The organism is Oryzibacillus soli (assembly GCF_051594765.1).
Classification (GTDB): domain Bacteria; phylum Bacillota; class Bacilli; order Paenibacillales; family NBRC-103111; genus Paenibacillus_AR.
Genome location: NZ_JBPPGJ010000013.1, coordinates 59,140 through 77,266 on the forward strand (window position 1 = coordinate 59,140; position 18,127 = coordinate 77,266).

General features: G+C 62.1%; 14 protein-coding genes. 3 read left to right on the forward strand and 11 right to left on the reverse strand.

Features of this window, described 5'->3' with window-relative positions; translation table 11 throughout:
* Window positions 1-11: 11 nt before the first annotated feature.
* The 3 genes from ACSEXW_RS18150 to ACSEXW_RS18160 all read right to left on the reverse strand — a co-directional run bounded on the left by ACSEXW_RS18150 (window position 12) and on the right by ACSEXW_RS18160 (window position 5,274).
* Entirely contained in the window at window positions 12-4,472 is a 4,461-nt protein-coding gene (locus tag ACSEXW_RS18150) for a DEAD/DEAH box helicase (RefSeq protein ID WP_438447583.1), read from the reverse strand.
* Window positions 4,473-4,590: 118 nt separating this feature from the next.
* On the reverse strand, window positions 4,591-4,968 hold the full coding sequence (locus ACSEXW_RS18155; protein WP_438447584.1) for a DUF423 domain-containing protein: 378 nt from the start codon (window positions 4,966-4,968) through the stop codon (window positions 4,591-4,593).
* Window positions 4,969-4,974: 6 nt separating this feature from the next.
* Complete coding sequence (locus tag ACSEXW_RS18160; protein WP_438447585.1) at window positions 4,975-5,274, reverse strand: hypothetical protein; 300 nt, start codon at window positions 5,272-5,274, stop codon at window positions 4,975-4,977.
* 161 nt (window positions 5,275-5,435) lie between these two features.
* Here ACSEXW_RS18160 and ACSEXW_RS18165 point away from each other — a divergent pair, with 161 nt between their 5' ends.
* The gene (locus ACSEXW_RS18165) at window positions 5,436-5,981 is read left to right on the forward strand and encodes a stage II sporulation protein M (RefSeq protein ID WP_438447586.1); all 546 of its coding nucleotides are present in this window, start codon (window positions 5,436-5,438) and stop codon (window positions 5,979-5,981) included.
* 84 nt (window positions 5,982-6,065) lie between these two features.
* Here ACSEXW_RS18165 and ACSEXW_RS18170 read toward each other — a convergent pair whose 3' ends face one another.
* Window positions 6,066-6,938 (reverse strand): helix-turn-helix domain-containing protein, encoded by an 873-nt coding sequence (locus ACSEXW_RS18170; protein WP_438447587.1) that lies wholly within the window; start codon window positions 6,936-6,938, stop codon window positions 6,066-6,068.
* A gap of 138 nt (window positions 6,939-7,076) precedes the next feature.
* Between ACSEXW_RS18170 and ACSEXW_RS18175 the strand changes: the two genes are divergently transcribed.
* Complete coding sequence (locus ACSEXW_RS18175; RefSeq protein WP_500797272.1) at window positions 7,077-8,531, forward strand: alpha-glucosidase/alpha-galactosidase; 1,455 nt, start codon at window positions 7,077-7,079, stop codon at window positions 8,529-8,531.
* 47 nt (window positions 8,532-8,578) lie between these two features.
* Here ACSEXW_RS18175 and ACSEXW_RS18180 read toward each other — a convergent pair whose 3' ends face one another.
* Entirely contained in the window at window positions 8,579-10,024 is a 1,446-nt protein-coding gene (locus ACSEXW_RS18180; protein WP_438447589.1) for a phosphodiester glycosidase family protein, read from the reverse strand.
* A 151-nt stretch (window positions 10,025-10,175) separates the two neighbouring features.
* Window positions 10,176-10,712, reverse strand: a complete 537-nt coding sequence (locus ACSEXW_RS18185) for a cupin domain-containing protein (RefSeq protein WP_438447590.1) — start codon at window positions 10,710-10,712, stop codon at window positions 10,176-10,178.
* A 211-nt stretch (window positions 10,713-10,923) separates the two neighbouring features.
* Between ACSEXW_RS18185 and yhbH the strand changes: the two genes are divergently transcribed.
* Window positions 10,924-12,072 carry a sporulation protein YhbH gene (gene yhbH / locus ACSEXW_RS18190; protein ID WP_438447591.1) on the forward strand — a complete coding sequence of 383 codons (1,149 nt, stop codon included), beginning with the start codon at window positions 10,924-10,926 and terminating at the stop codon, window positions 12,070-12,072.
* A gap of 73 nt (window positions 12,073-12,145) precedes the next feature.
* On the opposite strand, the gene ACSEXW_RS18195 is transcribed toward yhbH, so the two are convergent.
* The 5 genes from ACSEXW_RS18195 to ACSEXW_RS18215 form a co-directional block, all read right to left on the reverse strand.
* Window positions 12,146-13,366: a hypothetical protein gene (locus ACSEXW_RS18195; protein WP_438447592.1), complete on the reverse strand. Its 1,221-nt coding sequence runs from the start codon at window positions 13,364-13,366 to the stop codon at window positions 12,146-12,148.
* A gap of 27 nt (window positions 13,367-13,393) precedes the next feature.
* Window positions 13,394-15,496: an alpha-L-fucosidase gene (locus ACSEXW_RS18200; RefSeq protein ID WP_438447593.1), complete on the reverse strand. Its 2,103-nt coding sequence runs from the start codon at window positions 15,494-15,496 to the stop codon at window positions 13,394-13,396.
* A 90-nt stretch (window positions 15,497-15,586) separates the two neighbouring features.
* On the reverse strand, window positions 15,587-16,654 hold the full coding sequence (locus ACSEXW_RS18205; RefSeq protein ID WP_438447594.1) for a substrate-binding domain-containing protein: 1,068 nt from the start codon (window positions 16,652-16,654) through the stop codon (window positions 15,587-15,589).
* Between the two features lie 125 nt (window positions 16,655-16,779).
* Window positions 16,780-17,592: an arylamine N-acetyltransferase gene (locus ACSEXW_RS18210; protein WP_438447595.1), complete on the reverse strand. Its 813-nt coding sequence runs from the start codon at window positions 17,590-17,592 to the stop codon at window positions 16,780-16,782.
* A gap of 11 nt (window positions 17,593-17,603) precedes the next feature.
* Window positions 17,604-18,059 carry a DUF2269 family protein gene (locus tag ACSEXW_RS18215; RefSeq protein WP_438447596.1) on the reverse strand — a complete coding sequence of 152 codons (456 nt, stop codon included), beginning with the start codon at window positions 18,057-18,059 and terminating at the stop codon, window positions 17,604-17,606.
* Window positions 18,060-18,127: the final 68 nt, after the last annotated feature.

Consider the following 18,127-nt stretch of genomic DNA (forward strand, 5'->3'; position numbering starts at 1 on the left):
CCTGTCCCCGGTCATATCCCCTTCAAGGCACTGGGCCAAAAGACAAAACCGTCCCGGTCCCTCTCCCCTCCGAGGGACAGCAGCATCCCCGCCGCCTCTGATTGGGCGGCCTTGGTCCCGTTCCAGCGCTCCACCTGGATCTTGCGCAGATGATACCGGGCCAGCAACAGCCGGAAGGTGTCCGCCAGCATGGCCGCCAAGCGTTCACCCGGCTCAAGACGGTCTTCCTCCTCCGAAGGGATCGCCGCAACGCTCTTGCCGAAGCCCTCCAGCCATAAGACGGGCCGGTCACCGGCATAGACCAGGAAATTCCCCGGCTTCCGGGAGAAGGCAATCTCCGCCGCGTCCGGCCAATCGATCCAGGCTCCGTAAGGATTGGCGGGGTCCACAGCCGCGACGGCCACGATCTCTTCTCCGGGGGCGGGCAATCCCTGCAGGTTCTCCACCTGCTCCCGGGTGGAGAACTGCATCGCTGCAATCGTCCGGACGAAGAAGCCCCGCGTGACCATGCCCCAGTCCTCCAGGCGCTTGAGCATCGCCGAGAGCATCTCCCAGGAATAGGGCAGGGCTCCGTAAGCGGTTCCGGCCCGGGTCAGAAGACCGTATTGAGCCATCCAATGCCTGCAATAGGCCAGAGCCGGCGCTTCTCGACCTTCTCCCCCGGGCGCGCTGTCCGGGGACCTCGGGGAAGTCGGGGTGTCGGGAGCGTCGGGGACAAGAGCATACCATCGTCCGAGCCCGGACTGGAAGCCGCCCGCCTTATCCGGCTTCCCCTTGACGGCTGCGGCCGTCCTGAGCGGGGCGAACTGATCGTTGGCTACCCGGCCTTCCCAGACCAGCTCCATCAAGCGGCCCATCAGCTCCGAGGGCAGCTGTCCGGTCTCCCGGGCAAGCGCCGAGAGGAAGCTGGCTCCCCGGCGCAGCAGCACCGCGTACAGCTCCGGCTGGGCAGAGCCGGCCTCAGGCTCCTGCGCCGCCTGCTCCAGGTAAGGCGCAGCCAGCTCCTTGGAGTCCGTCAGGAAGAAGGCCAGCCTCCCCTCCTTCTCGCCGGAATCCTTCCGGCCGATCCAGAAGACCTCGCCCGAGGCGCACAGCCGGTCGAGCATTTCCTTGCGGTAGCCGGACACCCGGGCCGGCAGGATATGGGCCTCCCAATAAGACAAGGGCAGGAAGAGCCCCTGGAGCATGCGCAGCGCCTCCAGCAGCCCCTCGTCTCCGTCCAAGCGGAGGCGGGGCGTCAGACGGTGGCGTTCCAGCAGCCATCGGGCGTACCGGTTCGGCTCCACCGCCCGGTGGCTCTCGCGGAACTGCTGCACGGAGGTCCGCACGACCCGCTCCGCCACCTTGGAGGCGGTGTACAACTCCTGAGAGCTGTCCTCGCCGAAGGGGGACCTCTCGATGACCCCATCCTGAAGCCAGCGGCGGATCCAGTACTCTGTGCGGCTGCCGTCCAGCGCGTACCTGCGGGACAGCTCCTCCTCCGTGAAGATCAGCCGGTGTTCGACATAGCGCTTCAGGATGAACCGCGCAGCGTTCTCTTCCTCCGGGAACGCCGCATAGAACCCCTCTTCGTCCCGGCAGATCCAGCGCTCCTCTCCCGCCAGAAGGAGTCTGCACGCGGAGCCCGTCCGCTCCAGCTCGGTGAGAAATGAGCCAGCCTCTTCCCCCGCCGCTTCGGCCACCTCGGTCCCGGTCAGATCCCCCCGTTCCTTCAAGAGCCGCAGCACGGCGTGCCCGTCCAGCTCGCGGTCTCCGGCCAGGGAAAGGGACTCGAGACGTTCCCGGACTGCGCCTAGCGCCGCCGGGGAGATCAGTCCCCGGAGCCCTTCACCGCCGAACCAGGCGGACGCCAAGCTCCGGTTCACGTTCAGGAGCTTCATCTGGACGTCCCGGCCCAGCGCATCCGACTCATAGAGGGCCGTCATAATATAGTCGCCCGTAAACCTCATGGCGAAGGGGGAGGGCGCCAGCGATTCTGCGGTTTGCAGCAGAATGCGCCCCTCGCGGATGCCGTAGAGCAGCCCCAGGAGCCCGGGTACGTCCAGCTGCTCGTCCAGGCAGACCCGGTATGCCTCGCGCAGGAATGGGAACCGGTCCGCATAGGGCAGCGATTCCTTCAAGAGCTCCTCGCTCCGGTACCGTTTCTTCCAGGAGGACTGCCGGACGAAGCCCTTGGTCAGCAGGAGCGCCGTCTCGGCCACCTCGCGGAACGCCTTGCCCAGCATGGAGGTGCCGGGAAGCAGCTCCCAGAGCAGCCGCTCCACCTGTTCGGGAGCAAGGCGTGTAATCTCCGACAGCCAGGCGGGGTCCCATTCGGGGAAGACGAACTCGATGCCGTCGTCCTTGGCCGCCGAATACACGGGAAGCCGGCAGACGGCGTCGAACCGGGCCCGCAGCGCCATCTCCCAGGTCCGGTTGATGCGCCTCCCGTACAGGCTGTGGAGGACCAGATGGTGCCGGGCAGCATCGTCCTTATAGTGCTCCGCCACGATCAGCGTGTCCGTTGGCACGGCGCATACGGCGGCCTGTCCCCGGACGTAGGCCAGAAGCTCCCGGGCTGCCTCCTCCTCCATTCGGTACTCGTCCGTAAGCCGGAAGAGCATCGCATCCCCGCCTGCCTCCGGCTGGGGCGTGCTGCGGATCTCGTTCAGCAGCCTGCCGATCCGGATGCCGATCTCCGGACTGCGCCCGCCCGCTTCCGCCCGCCAAAAAGGAATCTCGGACAGCGCGTTGCCCGATTCCGCCACATAGATCCGGTCCTGCTTGATGGACCGGATGATCCAGGAGCTGGTCCCCAGCTGGAACACGTCGCCCACCCGGCTCTCATGGACGAACTCCTCGTCCAGCTCGCCCAGATGAACCCGCGACTCCACATGGTGGACCGGAAAGGCGGAGCTCTGGGGTATGGTTCCGGCCCCCATGGAAGCCGCCATGGGGGTGGCGGGCAGCTTGTGGAGCCGGTTCTCCGGTCGGTTCCAGCCGATGAGAGGCTTGGCATAAGGGTAGAGTCCGCTCAACACGTCCAGCACGGAGAGGAAGCGTTCCCGGCTTAACTCCCGGTAGCAATCGCTGCGCGTGAAGAGACGGTACAGCTCCTCCGGCGACCAATCGTCCGCCGCAACCGCCGATACGGTCTGCTGAGCCAGCACGTCCAGCGGCCCCTGCGGGATGCGGATCTCCTCGATATCCCGCTCCATGATGGCCTTGGCCAGCACGGCCGCTTCGGCCAGATCCCCCCGGGAGCGCACCGCAATGACGCCCCGGCTGGCATCTCCCACGGAGTGGCCCGCCCGGCCGATGCGCTGAATGCCGGCTGCCGCCAGCTTGGGCGAGTCCACCTGGATCACCAGATCCACATGGCCCACATCGATGCCCAGCTCCAGGGTGGACGTGGCCACCAGGCAGCGAAGCGCCCCGGACTTCAAGAGCGACTCCACCTCCAGCCGCTTCTCCCGGGACACGCTCCCGTGATGGGAACGGGCCATCTCATGGCCCGCATAATCGTTCAGCCGAAGCGTCAGCCGCTCGCAGAGCCTCCGGTTGTTCACGAAGATCAGCACGGACCGGCAGCCTTCCATCCGCTCCATAAGCCGCTCCACCAAGGGAGTCCAGACCGCATCCTTGTCCAAGGCACGGACGCCCCGCACGGGGAGCGTCACCCGGACCTCGAAGCGCTTGTCCATCGCGCTCTCGACCACTGTGACAGGGCGGGGCTCCATCGGGGCCTCCGCCCGGGACGCCGCAGCCGCAACGGCCCCTGCCTTCTCCTGCCGGGCTTCCAATCCCGCCGGAGGCAGCAGGGTCTCCGCCTGTTCCGGCCGCTCCTCCCAGCCGCCCAAATACCGGGCGACCCTCCAGATCGGCTTCTGAGTGGCGGACACGCCGATCCGCTGGACGGGTTGTCCGCACAGCCGGTTCAGCCGCTCCAGCGACAGAGAGAGATGGACGCCCCGCTTGTCCGCCGCCAGATCATGAATTTCATCCACAATGACCTGCCGGACCGTCCGTAGAATCTCCCTCCCCTTCAGGGAGGTCAGCATCAGGTAGAACGATTCGGGAGTCGTGACCAACAGATCCGGCGGATGCCGGAGCATGGACGCCCGGGTGCTCTGCGAGGTGTCCCCGGTCCTTACACCGATGGTCAAACCCGGCCAATCCAGTCCCCGCTCCCGCGCCAGGGCCGACATCTCCGCCGTAAAGCGGAACAGATGGTGGTGAATGTCATTATTCAGCGCCTTCAGCGGGGTAATATACAGGATCTTGACTCCGGGACCGCCTTCGGACCGGACCACCCGGTCGAGGCAAGGAAGCAGGGCGGCCAGCGTCTTCCCCGATCCGGTAGGAGCCGCGATCAGCGTATGCTCCATGGCGGAGATGCGGCGCCAGGCTTGGCTTTGCACATCCGTCGGGGCGCCGAAGACCTCCGTGAACCATGCTTCCAGAACAGGGTGAAACGGTACGATCGATTCCATGGCGGTCCTCCGGTGCGAACATATTTTCTCTATCATACCAAGATTAGACAGCAAAAGAAAAGAGGCCTCCCGGCCTCCTCCCGTTCACTATTCATAAGCCGGAGCCCGGCTTCTATGATTACCGCCGCCATCCGGCCGCCGCAAGCATCGCCCAGCCCGCCAGAAAGCTCACGCCGCCCAGCGGCGTAATCGCTCCCAGCACCTTCACCCCGCTGACCGCCAAAGCATAGAGGCTCCCCGAAAAAAGCAGAATGCCCGCCGCGAAGCACCAGCCCGCCCGCACAGCGAGTCGCTCGGACGCCTTCCCTGCCAGCCTGTCGGCCAGCAGCGCCGCAAGAACCATAGCCAGCGCGTGGGCCATATGATACTGCACCCCGGTCTGGAACACCGCCATGGCGTCTTCATCCAGACGTTCCTTCAGGATGTGGGCGCCGAACGCTCCAATCGCCACAGACAAGAAACCGAATACCGCACCCCATGCCAGAATCCGCTTCATAGCTTATCAGACGATGCCGACGTCATGCTGGCCTACGATCAGCTTGACCGGCTCCAGGAAGACGCGGGTCTTGTTGGTATCGCCCAGGAGGTCGATCTCCATATCCATGATCTTGGAACGGCTGGTCTTGCCCTCCCGCTTATCGTACACCACCTCGAATTGCTTCAGACCCAGCTGGTACGTGATCACGGTCGCCCCGATCACCGGCTGCGGCGTTTCCACGACTCCGTGCTCAAAGAGGACTTCCGTCAAGATCTCATCGTTCATATCCACAATTCGGACCGTTTGGCATAACGTATATTTCATATCGATTCCTCCCTTTTGTACCCGATTAGTATACAGCGCACCTACGACAAATCATACCACATTTTGGCGGAAATTGCCTAAATTTCTGTAATTACCTCCCATTGCGCTACCACGATTTCCCATGATACGATGAGCAAAACAGCTTACGAGGTGACCCCGATTTGGACAATCCATGGAAGAACGATTCATCGCAAGATCCCCAGGGGCAGGAGAATGCACAAGAGAATGAACGGACGCGCCCCCAGGAGCAGGATCCCTTCAGCTTCACGCCTGTGCAGTCCTCCCCCATCCCCCACGCCGGAGGCTTCACGCCCGTGCAGGACGATGTTCCTCCCGTCCGCAAGCATTCCGGGCTCGGCATTGCTTCCTTCATCCTGTTCGGCGTGATGGCCGTCGCCTTCGTAGCCCTGCTGGTCGCATTCATCACCCAGCTGGCCAGCGTCATCGACTTCAGCGATCCGGACGCGGTCCAATCCGAAGAGGTGACCCAGCGGATTCAGGATATGCCGGAGCTGGCCGTCATCCTCTTCCTGATGCTCGGCACCTTCGCCGGCAATCTGATCGGGCTGGTGCTGGGCATCGTCGGCTGCGTGCAGCGGGAGCGGAAGAAGGTCTTCGCGGTGCTGGGCACCGTGTTCAACGGTCTCGTCATCGGTTTTCTAGCCTTGATGTTCATCATCGGCCTGATCCTGGCCTCCGCCGTGTAACTGCTTGCGAACAAGCAGGCGCGGCAGTGTCCGAAGCACCCTTCACGGGTGCTTTTTTTCGTTCGCCGGAGTATCCTGCAGCTGTCAGCGGATGGTCAGATTGCCGGCCGTGTCCATGTCCTTGCCGGAACGGTATCGCCCCGGCGAGGTGCCGACCCAATGCCGGAACACCTTGGAGAAATAGTTGCCGTTGGCGAATCCCACCTGCGCCGCAATCTCATCAAGCGTACGGTCCGTGGTCCGCAGCAGGACCGCCGCCTTTTCCATCCTCAGCTTGTTGAGATGCTCCACGGGAGTGGTCCCGGTTGCGCTCCGGAAGAGGCGGAGAAAATGGTAGCGGGACAGTCCCGATACCGCCGCCAGATCGTCCAAACCCCCGATGCGGCCGTAATGCCGCTCCATATACCGAAGGGCCCGGCTCACCGCCTCCGGCAGCCCGGATTCGTCAGCGGAAGGCGCCGTCCGGCTCCGGAACAGCTCCATCATGAATTGGTAAGCTAAGGCAGAGGATTGGTACCCGTCCCGGATCTGCCGGTTAACCGCCAGGCTGTGGATCCGCCGCAGCAGGCGGACTGCCTCTCCGTCCTCGTCGTAGACCCCGATGGAGCCGTATTTCGCCATATAATCGATAGGCATTTCGGTCAGAGGGAGAATCAGATAGAGGAACTCCCAATGATCGGCCCCCTCCGGAAAATAATACCGGTGCCCCCCGGGAACGGGCACAAAAAACGCCATCCCCGGCTCCAGCTTGTGCATCTCGCCGTCCAACCGAATCTCCCCCCTGCCGGACAGGGTGATCTGGAAGATGCAGATATTCCGGTCCTGCCGCGCCATCCCATCCCAATCATAATCCGCCGTGTTCACCCGTTCCCGCCCCACCGCCCTGACATAGCCGCACCCGTAATCGGGGAATCCCGGGTAACGGAAGGAGTAGGAATCATCCATGGCATCCAGCAATATATTACCCTCCATTCGCACTTCTTTACCATTGTACCGCTTGAATGCTTCTCTTATCCTGGTATTGTATCATGAATGCGAGAAATGGGCAGAGCAACATTTTATAACAAGGGAGAGATCCGGGTGTTGAAAATAGCGATGATCGGAGCCGGCTCCATCGGCTTCACCCGCAGGCTCATGATGGACCTGCTGGCCGTGGAGGAATTCCGGGACACGGAGTTCCGCTTCATGGACATTCACGAAGAGAACCTGAAGCTGGTCACGGACCTGTGCCGCAAGATGATCGAGAGCAACGGTCTGCCGGCAATCATCCGGGCCACGACCGACCGCCGGGAAGCGGTAGCCGGAGCCGATTATGTCTTCTGTACGGCACGGGTCGGCGGGCTGGAGGCCTTCGCATACGATGTGGAGATTCCGCTCCGGTATGGGGTGGACCAATGTGTCGGGGATACGCTGGGACCGGGCGGCGTGTTCTTCGCCTTAAGGACGATTCCGGTCCTTCTGGATCTGGCGAAGGATATGCGGGAGACTGCTCCTCACGCCCTGCTGCTGAACTACTCCAATCCGATGGCCATGAACACCTGGGCGCTGCGCCGGGCGGGAGGCGTGCCTGTGGTCGGTCTGTGCCACGGTGTGCAGGGCGGCCATTATCAGATCGCGACGGCCCTGGGCCTGCCGAAGCAGGAGGTGGACTTCATCTGCGCCGGCATCAATCACCAGACCTGGTACATTCAAGTGTCCCATCAGGGGCGGGATATGACGCCGTACCTGCTCGAGGCCTTCGAGAAGCATCCGGAGCTGTCCCGGAGGGAGCCCTGCCGGATCGACGTGCTGCGCCGCTTCGGCTATTACTCCACCGAATCCAACGGGCACCTGAGCGAATATTTGCCCTGGTACCGCAAGCGCAAGGAGGAAGTCTCCCGCTGGATCTATACGGGCGAATGGATCGGCGGGGAGACCGCCGGCTACCTGAACCACTGCCGGGACAAAACCGATGAGTACAAGCGGATGTACCCCAAGTGGATGAGCGGCGAGGCCGAGTACATCAAGCTGGGAGAGCGGTCAGAGGAGCATGGCTCCTACATCATTGAAGCGCTGGAGACGGGCCGGACCTACAGAGGCCACTTCAACGTCGGCAACCGGGGGCTCATCACGAACCTGCCTGATGGCTGCACCGTTGAGCTCCCCTGCTACGCGGACCGCAACGGCATCCAAGCCTCCTGGGTCGGAGCGCTTCCCCTGGCATGCGCCGCCACCTGCCGAACCAGCATCAGCGTGCAGGAGATGGCCGTAGAAGCGGCGTTGACGGGGAACCGGGAGCTGGTGAAGCTGGCGGCGCTGCACGATCCTCTGACCTCGGCGGTCTGCACGCCGGAGGAGGTATGGGCCATGTGCGACGAGATGTTCGAGGCGCTCTCGCCCTGGCTCCCCCAGTTCAACGGCGAGGACCGGACCTGGAAGGACATTCCCGCTCCGGAAGGGATCTACAAGCCGGTACGTTCCGCCTCCGGATGGCTTCCCCCTGCGCTGGACGGCACACGGAACGAGGCCACCGAAGCCGGAAGGATCTCCGTCGGACACCGGGATTCCTAATGCAAATAGAGGGTGCCCCCAGATTACCTTGGGGACACCCTCTTCCCTTAAGACCCGCCGATCTCTACCTTGGCCCGGAACAAGCTGCCGTCCCAGTCCACCTTGCCGCCCCACGTCTCCACCATAAACCGGAGGGGGAGCACCAGATGCCCGTCCACCAGCACGGCGGGCTCCTTCAGAGGACGCGCTTCTCCGTTCCATAAGGCCGTCCGGTCACCCGCCTTCAGCACCAGCGTCTGCCCGTCCTTCTTAACCGTCAGCTGGAAAGCTTGTCCGTCCCATACGAACGACGCTCCCATCGCCTGCAGCAGGGGCCGGATCGGAACCATGGTCGTCTCATTCCGGATGAAGCCCTGGAAATTCGGGACGAACTTGCCGTTCACGGCGATCTGCACCTGCGCCTCCTCCATCCGCCGGACCACCAGCGCATTGCTGAGCGGCCGGCCCGGCGCGGTCAGCATCCTCCCGTCCCCATAGAGGGCCGAGCTGGCGCCGCCATCCAGGTTCATCGCTTCCGTAAGACCCAGCGCCAACGCCGCTTCCGCCTCCTCCCGGACCGTGGCGCCGTCCATCGTGCCCAGCACCAGCCGTCCTTCCCGGTCCAGTCCTGCGAAGCTTCTCCGGTTGGCCTGGGTGGTGATCTTCGGATCCTCGAAGCCGTCCCGCTTGTAATCCACATCCACTGCGCCGCCTGTCACCAGCTTGGGCCCGACCCCGATGGCGGCGATCCATTGTCCCGGATCCAGATCTTCGTCGGTTACCGGATTCTTGGCCACGGTGACCGCTTCCACTTCATCGCCGACTTTAATGCGGGGGAGAAGATTTTGCCGGTTGTTGGCGCTGTTGCCCACGAAGCATACATACCCGTCCGTCGGCACCGTCACCGTCCGCTCCGTGATCTCGGTCACCTTGTTCTCCCGGATCACGACCTTCGTCCCCGTCCAGGCAATTTCCCGGCCCATGGCAGGCGTATACCACACCACCTGGTCCGTTTCCTGATCGCCGTAATACTTGTTGATTCCCCAGGGGAAGTAGGTAGAGGTTACTTTGCCCCGGATGAAGGTCACCCGGACACCCAAGGCGATTTGCCGGATGGCCGCGGTCTTGTCCGCCTGAAGGAGGAGCGACTGGTTCTCGCCCGAATGCAGCGTTTCCCCGCCTGCCATCATCAGCCCGTTGGGATAGCGGATATCCGCCTCCTTCTCATACGCATTGAAGAACGTGCCGTTCACGCCGGCCACCGCTCCCGTCCTTGCAAGCATCGAATCGAAGGGCTCGTCGTAGCCGATCCCCGCTTCCGCCGTCACCGGCTCGATCCGGAGCATCGGATCCGTCAGATCCACACGCACCGTCTTGACGGTCCAGGTCTTGCCGCCGGCCCGGATCTGCTCCGTCCGGACCTCCACTGAAGGCTCCGCCGATACCGGCGCAACGACTCCGAACCACCCTACTGCCATGGCCATCGATACGGCGAGCCAACCCTTGCTTCTCATAGATTCCCCTCTATTCCCTATAAATGAAGGCGCTGCCACCATCATACCAGACTTTGGGCCTACGCTCTATGGTCCATTATTGGAAAAAGACGGGCGGCGGACGGGATCACCCCCGCCTGTTCGACAGATGGGGCAGCCTCTTCACCGTCCCTTATTCCTTCAGGTCCGAACGGTCGGGCTCCCCAGCGGACGGATGTCCGGGACAGCCCTTCCAATGTTCGGCTGGTTGGTCCTCCCCCAGGTAGTAGTCCACCCGGTCCTCCCGGAGGTAGATCTCCTGCTCGGGCAGCAGATTGATCTTCCCGGAATCCGGGTACTCCACCACGTCCAGCCCCTGGTCCGTACGGATGTCCAAGTACCGGAAGGGCTCTTCCGTGTGGTTATACAGCTGATGGGCTCCCTCCGGCCCGATGCCGAAGAAGGCCACATCCCCCTCCTCCAGCTCCCGGAAGCCCTCGGGTGTCCGGAGCATGGCACGCCCCGACAGAACCACGAACATCTCTTCGGCATTTCGGTGGAAATGGTACGGGAACGAATATTTGCCCGGATCCAGGGACCGGATGTCGAATACAAGGTGCTCCGACGAAGCGGTATCCGACAATCTCTCACTGGTATGCCACGCGAACTCCGGAATCGGAGACTGCCTCAGCTTGTACGTCAGATGCTTCGGATTAAAGATGCTTGCCATTCTCATTCCTCCTCGACAGATGTAATGGAAGTACACTTCGACACCCCTTTTCCATTATCCTCCAACCGCCAAGACCTTGCGTCAAAATCCTTCCCCGCATCACATACCCCCGGGGAATCGGAATATATTTAGTAACAACCCCATGCCGCACATCGCCCTATCGCGTGGACTTTGCCGTATAACCCCATTAACCCTAGGAGGTGCTCCAAGCATGACAAGCCCGCTGTTCGTCGTGTCCCGGGAGGATTGGTCGCTGCACCGCAAAGGCTATCAGGACCAGACCCGGCATCAGGAAAAGGTGAAGGAAGCGATCCGCCAGAACCTGCCGGACCTCGTTACGGATGAAAGCATCATCCTGTCCGACGGCAGACAGGTCGTCCGGGTTCCGATCAAGAGCATCGACGAGTACCGGTTCCGATATAATTACAACAAGCAGAAGCATGTGGGCCAAGGCGACGGCGACAGCCAGGTCGGCGACGTGCTGGGTGTCGATCCCCAAGCCCAGAAGGGCCCGGGCAAGGGCGAGGGAGCCGGGGACCAGCCCGGTGAGGACTATTACGAGGCCGAGATCAGCATGGCGGAGCTGGAGGAGATTCTCTTCGAGGAGCTGGAGCTTCCGAATCTGGAGGAGAAGCAGAAGGAGAAGCTGCAGGCCAAGGATGTGGTCTTCCACGACATCCGCAAGAAGGGCATAATGTCCAACATCGACAAGAAGCGGACCATCATGGAGAACCTGAAGCGCAATGCCAACTCCGGCAAGCCCGGTATTCACGGCATCTCCCCCGACGATCTCCGGTTCAAGACCTGGGACGAAGTGGAGAAGCCCCACTCCAACGCCGTGGTGCTGGCGCTCATGGATACGTCCGGGTCCATGGGGTCTTTTGAGAAGTATATCGCCCGCTCCTTCTTCTTCTGGATGACCCGCTTCCTGCGCCGCAAGTACGAGCACGTGGAGATCGTCTTCGTGGCTCACCATACGGAGGCGAAGGAGGTGACGGAGGAGGACTTCTTCACCCGTGGCGAAAGCGGCGGCACCATCTGCTCCTCCGCCTACTCGAAGGCGCTCGAGATCATCGAGAAGCGGTATCCCCCCGCCAACTGGAACATCTACCCGTTCCACTTCTCCGACGGCGACAACCTGACCTCCGACAATGAGAAGTGCGTCCAGCTCATCGGTGAGCTGATGAAGCGCACCAACCTCTTCGGCTACGGCGAGGTGAACCAGTACAACCGGAGCAGCACCCTGATGTCCGCCTTCAAGCACATTCAGCACAAGAAGTTCCTGTACCACGTGATCCGGGAAAAAGCCGACGTCTACAAGGCGCTGAAGACGTTCTTCTCCAAGCCCAAGCTGGGCTGACGGCCCAGCAGCTGCGCGCGAAAAAAGGGACCGCACAGGCCGATTTCCCGGCCGCTGTTGCGGTCCCTTCCCTTTACCCCAGCTTCAAGTCCGGGTTCTCGGCAAAATGCTTCAGCATCACCAGCGGCTCGGAGGCCGAGCGGTTCGTGATGGTCACACCATTCCGTGCGGCGGCCTCGGTGACGAAGAACTCGTCGCGGGTCAGCTCGCCGTAGCGGATCAGCGTGGGTGTCTCCATGTCCCAGACGCCGCATGTGCCGTAACCCTGAATCAGGATGAAGCCGTAGGCGGCACTGTCCGTCACCGTCACGGTCTGCCCCGGATACACGGTCAGGCGCTTGGCACTGACAAGGGCGCACTTGTAGCAGATCCATTCCTCCAGGTAGCCGGCCCGCTTCATCTCCTCCGCATTCCCCGCGGGGATCGGCGCCATGAAGTTCCTGCGGTGGAAGTCCGGGTCCACGTTCCGCTCCCAATCCATCACGTCCATCAGGTAATCGAAGCGGCCCAATTCCTCCTCCGGCGTGTCCTTCCAGAGCAGGGTCGGGGGCACGCATTGGCCGCCGTAGAGCACCGATTGCCACATGGAATAGACGTCGGAGGCGAACTGCGGCTCATAGGTGCAGAGGCTGCCCGGCGCGTGCAGCACGCCGGGAGGCACATCCCAGCCGGTGTCCAGCGTCAGCTTATGGGCGCGGGACAGGTCCAGGATCCCGTTGTCCCCCTTGTCGAAGCGCTCCAGCGCTGCGCGGACCTCCTCCTTCGTCGTCTCCGGATTGAAGCCGAAGAAGGTGAAGGGGAACTCACCGCCGTGGTTGTTCATCTGGGCCGGGAAGAAATACATCTCCGGCTTTCCCTTCTGGTTCACCCGGGCGGCATGCTCGTCGCGGTGATGGACATGGTGGGGTAGCGGGCCCATATTGTCGAAGAATTTGGAATACACCGGCCAAGCGCCGTACTTCTTCCACAGCCCCTCGCCGATGATGGCGCCTCCGAGCGCCTCCACCGCATCTCGCAGCAGCACCTTGCCGCCCGCCGCTTCGTCCACCACAATATAGCTCAGGCCTTCGTCCTCCGGGGTCAGCGGCCCATTCTCCGCATGGGTGGTGGAGGCCAGCCAGCGCTCATCAATGCCGCCCCGCTCCAGCCCCAGCTTATAGTAGTCGTCCGGATGCAGCTTGATCCGCTTGCCGGGACGGCAGAAGGAGCGCGGGACCCAGGCCGGCGCCAGCCGGAGGATGCCCTCCCCTTGATCCAGTGCTTGTTGAGCCAACTCGCGCGTTGAACGCTTCATCGTATCCGATCTCCTCTCCATCGTCTCTTAATATTCAATCGCCCATTTGGCGTAAAGCTCCAGCTTCGATACCGGAATGCGGACCCGGCCTTCCTCGTGGAAGTACGGCAGCTCCCGGCCCTCCGGCAGAGATACGACCCGCTTCGGCTTCTCCGGCGACAGGACCGATACGATGAAGTCATGCAGCGGAATCACCCGGAAAGAATCCTGGATGTTCAGCAGGTTCACATACTTCCTCCCCTTCTCCGGCACGTCGAACAAGACCAGCTCCACCTGCTCCGGCGCTTCCGCCGAGAAGGACAGCTCCCCGCCCAGGCTCCTCACGATCCCCGCAAAAATCGTGCTGTGCTGCTCCCGGACCGCCGCTTCAATGGGCGCCGCCGCCCACACCACCATTCCCTTGCCGTAAGCCGTGCGCAGCATCGACGGCAGCTCCGTTGCCTTGCCCGGCGGATTGGAATGGATAGAGACGAAACGTCCGGTATACGGCAGCGTCATCGTAGCCAGCACCTCCACCCCGGGCTTCGGCGTTCCCGTAAGCCGGGCCTGCTTCATGAACAGCGCCAGCGGATAGTCCGGATTGTAATCCGGCATCAGAGCGCATCCGGCGTGGGTTGGCGCCATATAGGTGACGCTCTCCTCCGTGAAGCCGTCGAACCGGAGCCCGAACAGCTCCTCCGCCAGCTCCGGCGCGGAATGCCCGCTGAAGTAGAGACTGCCTCCGCGCTCCACGAAGGCTTTCACTGCGGACACCTCTGCGGCGCCCAGCATATGAACATCCGGCAGCACCAGCACCTTGATCTGCTCCAGCTCCGTCTCGAGGAGCTTCACGTTGTGCAGCACGCCGAACGGAACGTGGTGGGCCCGGAGGGCATTGGAGGCGTTCAGAGCGGCGTCGAATTGAGGCATCTTGAAGAAGTCCAGCTTCGTGCTGCCTACGGGCAGACCGCTCTGATCCGGGTCCAGCTTGCCGTTCATGTTCCAGAGGACGCCGACATCGGTGACCAGTCGTCCCTCCAGGTACGGCTCCAGCCGCTCCACCTCCCGGAACACCTCTCCGATCCGGTCATAGACGCGCGTGTCCAGCGTGCCCCGGGGATCGATGGCGTCGATCATGACGCAGGCGCCGTGGTGCATCAGCGCCGTCATGACGCTGAGCCGGAGCTGGTCCTTGCTCCGCATGGTCGTATGCTCCTCCAGCCCCGGGTAACAGCGGGAGGTCATGAATTCGAAGGGCTGGTTCTGCGTCAGGCTGTAGTACAGCTTGCAGGCGAAGGAATGGTCCGCCGTTCCGCCGTACAGATCGCCGGCCGCGTAGTCGCTGGCCAGGGTGACATTTTCGGTGACGCCGTAGAACCAGGGGTTCAGCGCTTGATAGTTGTGGGTTACGGAGCAGTCCGGCTTATGCTTCTTCAGCTCGTCGGTCATGGTGCGGGCATACTCCGTCAGCCACTCGGTGCGCTTGGCCTGGAACAGGTTCCACCGCTCGTCGCTCCAGTCCACCACCGTCGGCATGGGGCCGCCCACCTCGCGGTTCCATCGGTCCCGGCAGGAGTCGCAATAACAGACCATCGGCCACCACATCATGTCGAAGAAGATTCCCTCGAACTCGAAGTAGGCGGTGAACTCCTTGATCTGCTCGAAGACGAACTCCCGGTAGCCCGCGCTGTTGGGACAGCACATGCCGAAGCGGCTTCCACGGTCCATTCTGCCGTTGCGGTTGCGGATCATCCAGAAGGGCAGCTCCCCCTCCCAGGTATCCATATTGTCCCGCGTGCCGTACCCGGCCAGCGTGCGCATGCGCCATTCCGGATGAGCCTCGTACGCCCAGTTGTTATAGTTCAGGCTGTAGTAGGCGATGACGTTCATCCCGTCCTTGTGGCACAGATCGAACAGATCCCGGATCATCGTCTCCCGCCCGCGGAGCGCATCGTGCATATGCCCGCTCTCTGTCGGCCAGTAACAGTAGCCCACATGGGACTGAATGTAGATCATAGGCGATTCCACATGGCCCTTCTTCAGATTCCGGAAGTAGTCCTCCGGGTCGAACCGGGACAGGAACTCCTTATCCCACTCCTCAATGTGCATATCCACCAGGTTGCGTCGGTAGCTTCGTTGGTACCAGCTCATGCAGCATCCTCCTGTCGATAGAGTTACTTTCACGTGAAAGTTATGGTGTAAAAAGAGACGGAACCGGGATTCCCCCGTTTCCGGCCTCTCTTAATCCGCCTGTATCAGAATCGCATTATTCGCCGCATTGTCCAGATTCTCCCGGTAAATGACCTCCAGCTTCGTGTAGCACTCCCGCCGCTTCGGCAGCTTGTTGTCCGACAGGAGACGGTACAAGAGCTTCACCGCGTAATACCCTTGGGCAAAAGGATCCTGGCCGATCGTCGCCGTGATCACGCCTTCCTTCAGCCCGCGGCGGCACTCCTCGTTCAGATCGAGGGTGATGAGGCAGAAGTCCTTCCTGCCGGACTCCCGTACGGCACGGCACAGTCCGTCGATGATGCCCTCGTCGTTATCGGCGGCGAAGCATCCCCTGAGCTCCGGTCTGGCTTCGAGCAGCTGCTTCAGGCAGGCGTAAGCGGACTCCCGGTCCTTGCACTCGGGACGCTCCTCCGCGATGCGGATCCCGCTGTATCCTTCCAGCGTCTCCCGAAAGCCGGCGATCCGGTCCCGGTTATGCCAGTAATCGGAATAGCGGCTCAGCACCGCCACTTCGCCTTCCTGGACATGCTTGGCCAGCACTTCCCCCGCTAGACGGCCGCTCTGACGGTAGTTGGCGCCGACGTAGAGAAGACGGCCGCTGTCCGGGATGTCGTTGTTGAACAGCACGAGAGGCACCCTCCGGTCCGCCGCTTCCGCCACCGCATGTCGGAAGGATTCCGGGTCGAAGGGCGACAAGGCCACGGCATCCGCTCCTCCCTCCGCCACCAGACGCCGGAACAGCTCCAGCTGCTCCTTCGGATTCCTTCTTACGCTATGGAGATGTACGAAGTAGCCGAAGTCCCGCACGTCCTCGCCGGCGGCTTCCGCTCCGGCCCGCACGTCCTGATAGAACGGATTGTCCTCGTCGTGAAACAGCACGCGGATATGCTTCTCCGTCCGCTTGGCCAGGTTGCGGCCGACCTTGTTGGGCACATACCCGACCTGGTCCAGGAACTCCAGCACCCGCTTGGTGGTCTCTTCGCCGATGTCTCCCCTCTTGTGGATGACGCGGTCGATGGTCGCCCGGGACACGCCAAGCTCCTGTGCGATTTCCTTCAATGTATACGTTTTATTCATGGGATCACCGACTTCAGTATAGCTTGCTTTCACGAGAAAGTAAATAACGGAATCCGGCCCGCAAGGGTCCGTTTTATTACGGCGGAGCTCCTGCGGGCTACCCGCTTCTTCAGCGGGGAAAGGGCTTAGAACAGCGGGTTCCCCCGTTCCGCCACGAATCGGAGTGCCTCGATCAGTCGTTCCTCCCGCAAGCCGAAATTTGCCGCCATCATCTGCATCCAATCCCGCTTCTCCGGAAAATCATGGACGGTCACGCCGCGGTCCGACTTGATGAAGAGCCTGTTGTTCACGACGGAGTAAGCTGCATCCGGCTTGAACAAGGTGCAGACGATCCGTCTCATGAACGGATTGTCGTCCTCGTCCCGCAGGGAATGGGTGATATGGGGCCCGAAGCTCTCCGGGTCCACCGCTCCCCATTCGATACACTTGGAGACGAAGCTGCGTCCGTCCGTTCTCCGGTCGATCATATACCGGCCCTCCTCCACTCTGGAGATCTCCACCTCTTCCCCCAGGCGGGTAAACCGGGGCTCCTCCAGAAGATCGATCGGGTCAAATAACGGGGCTCCATAGCCGACGTCCACGTAATAGGACCGTCCCCCCACCGTCACCTTGTTGGCCAAGTGGACATTCCCGCCCGTCGCCCGGACCGTCTCCACCGCGAAGCCCAACGATTCCAGCAGGCGTCCGAAATGAAGGTTCAGAATGTAGCAATTCCCGCCCAAGCCTTCCTGTTCGAAGCGGTCCAGGAACGTCTCCAGAGTCGGCATCCAGCTCCAGCCCGTCTTACCCAAGGTCAAGTAATAATGGAACTTGCTCATATTCTCGAAAGGGAACCGGTGGAGGTGCCGGCGGGTCAGCATCCGCAAATAATCCAAGCCGGGAGCCTGCCGCTCCGTCTGCAGACATCCCAAATACCGTCGCTGAAGCTGCGTATCCATGCCATCCCCTCCTAGTGCGGCTTGACGATCATCAAGATGAAGATCGCCAGACCCAGAATACCGGACCAGAGATGAAGATTACGCACCCGGGTGCTTACAGCCGCCAGCTCCGGGGTCACTTCGGACACCTGCCGCTCCAACAGCTCATCGGCCAGCCGGAGCAGCCGGACGGCTGCGGGGTTCAGGTATCCGATCACCAGCACTTCGATAAGAACGAATAGGACCAGAGAGCACAGTGTCCACAGCTGCCGGAAAGGTCCGTAGGAGCCGGCGAAGAACAAAGCCAGACCCGAGAGGACGGCCAGAGTGCCGAATATCTTGGGAAAGACCTCCAGACGGGCCACCATCCCGGCCTGGCTCTGGAGCTCCCGAATCGAAGAGGTTCGCTTAAGCATCCAGGGGAACGCGAAGGCGGGTCCCATGCCGAGCACGGCAGACAATACATGTAGAACAACCAACCCTATCATTGACCAACACCGCTTTCATGAGGAATGAAGAACTGCTCTCATCATAGCGGCTCCGGCCGGCTTTATGG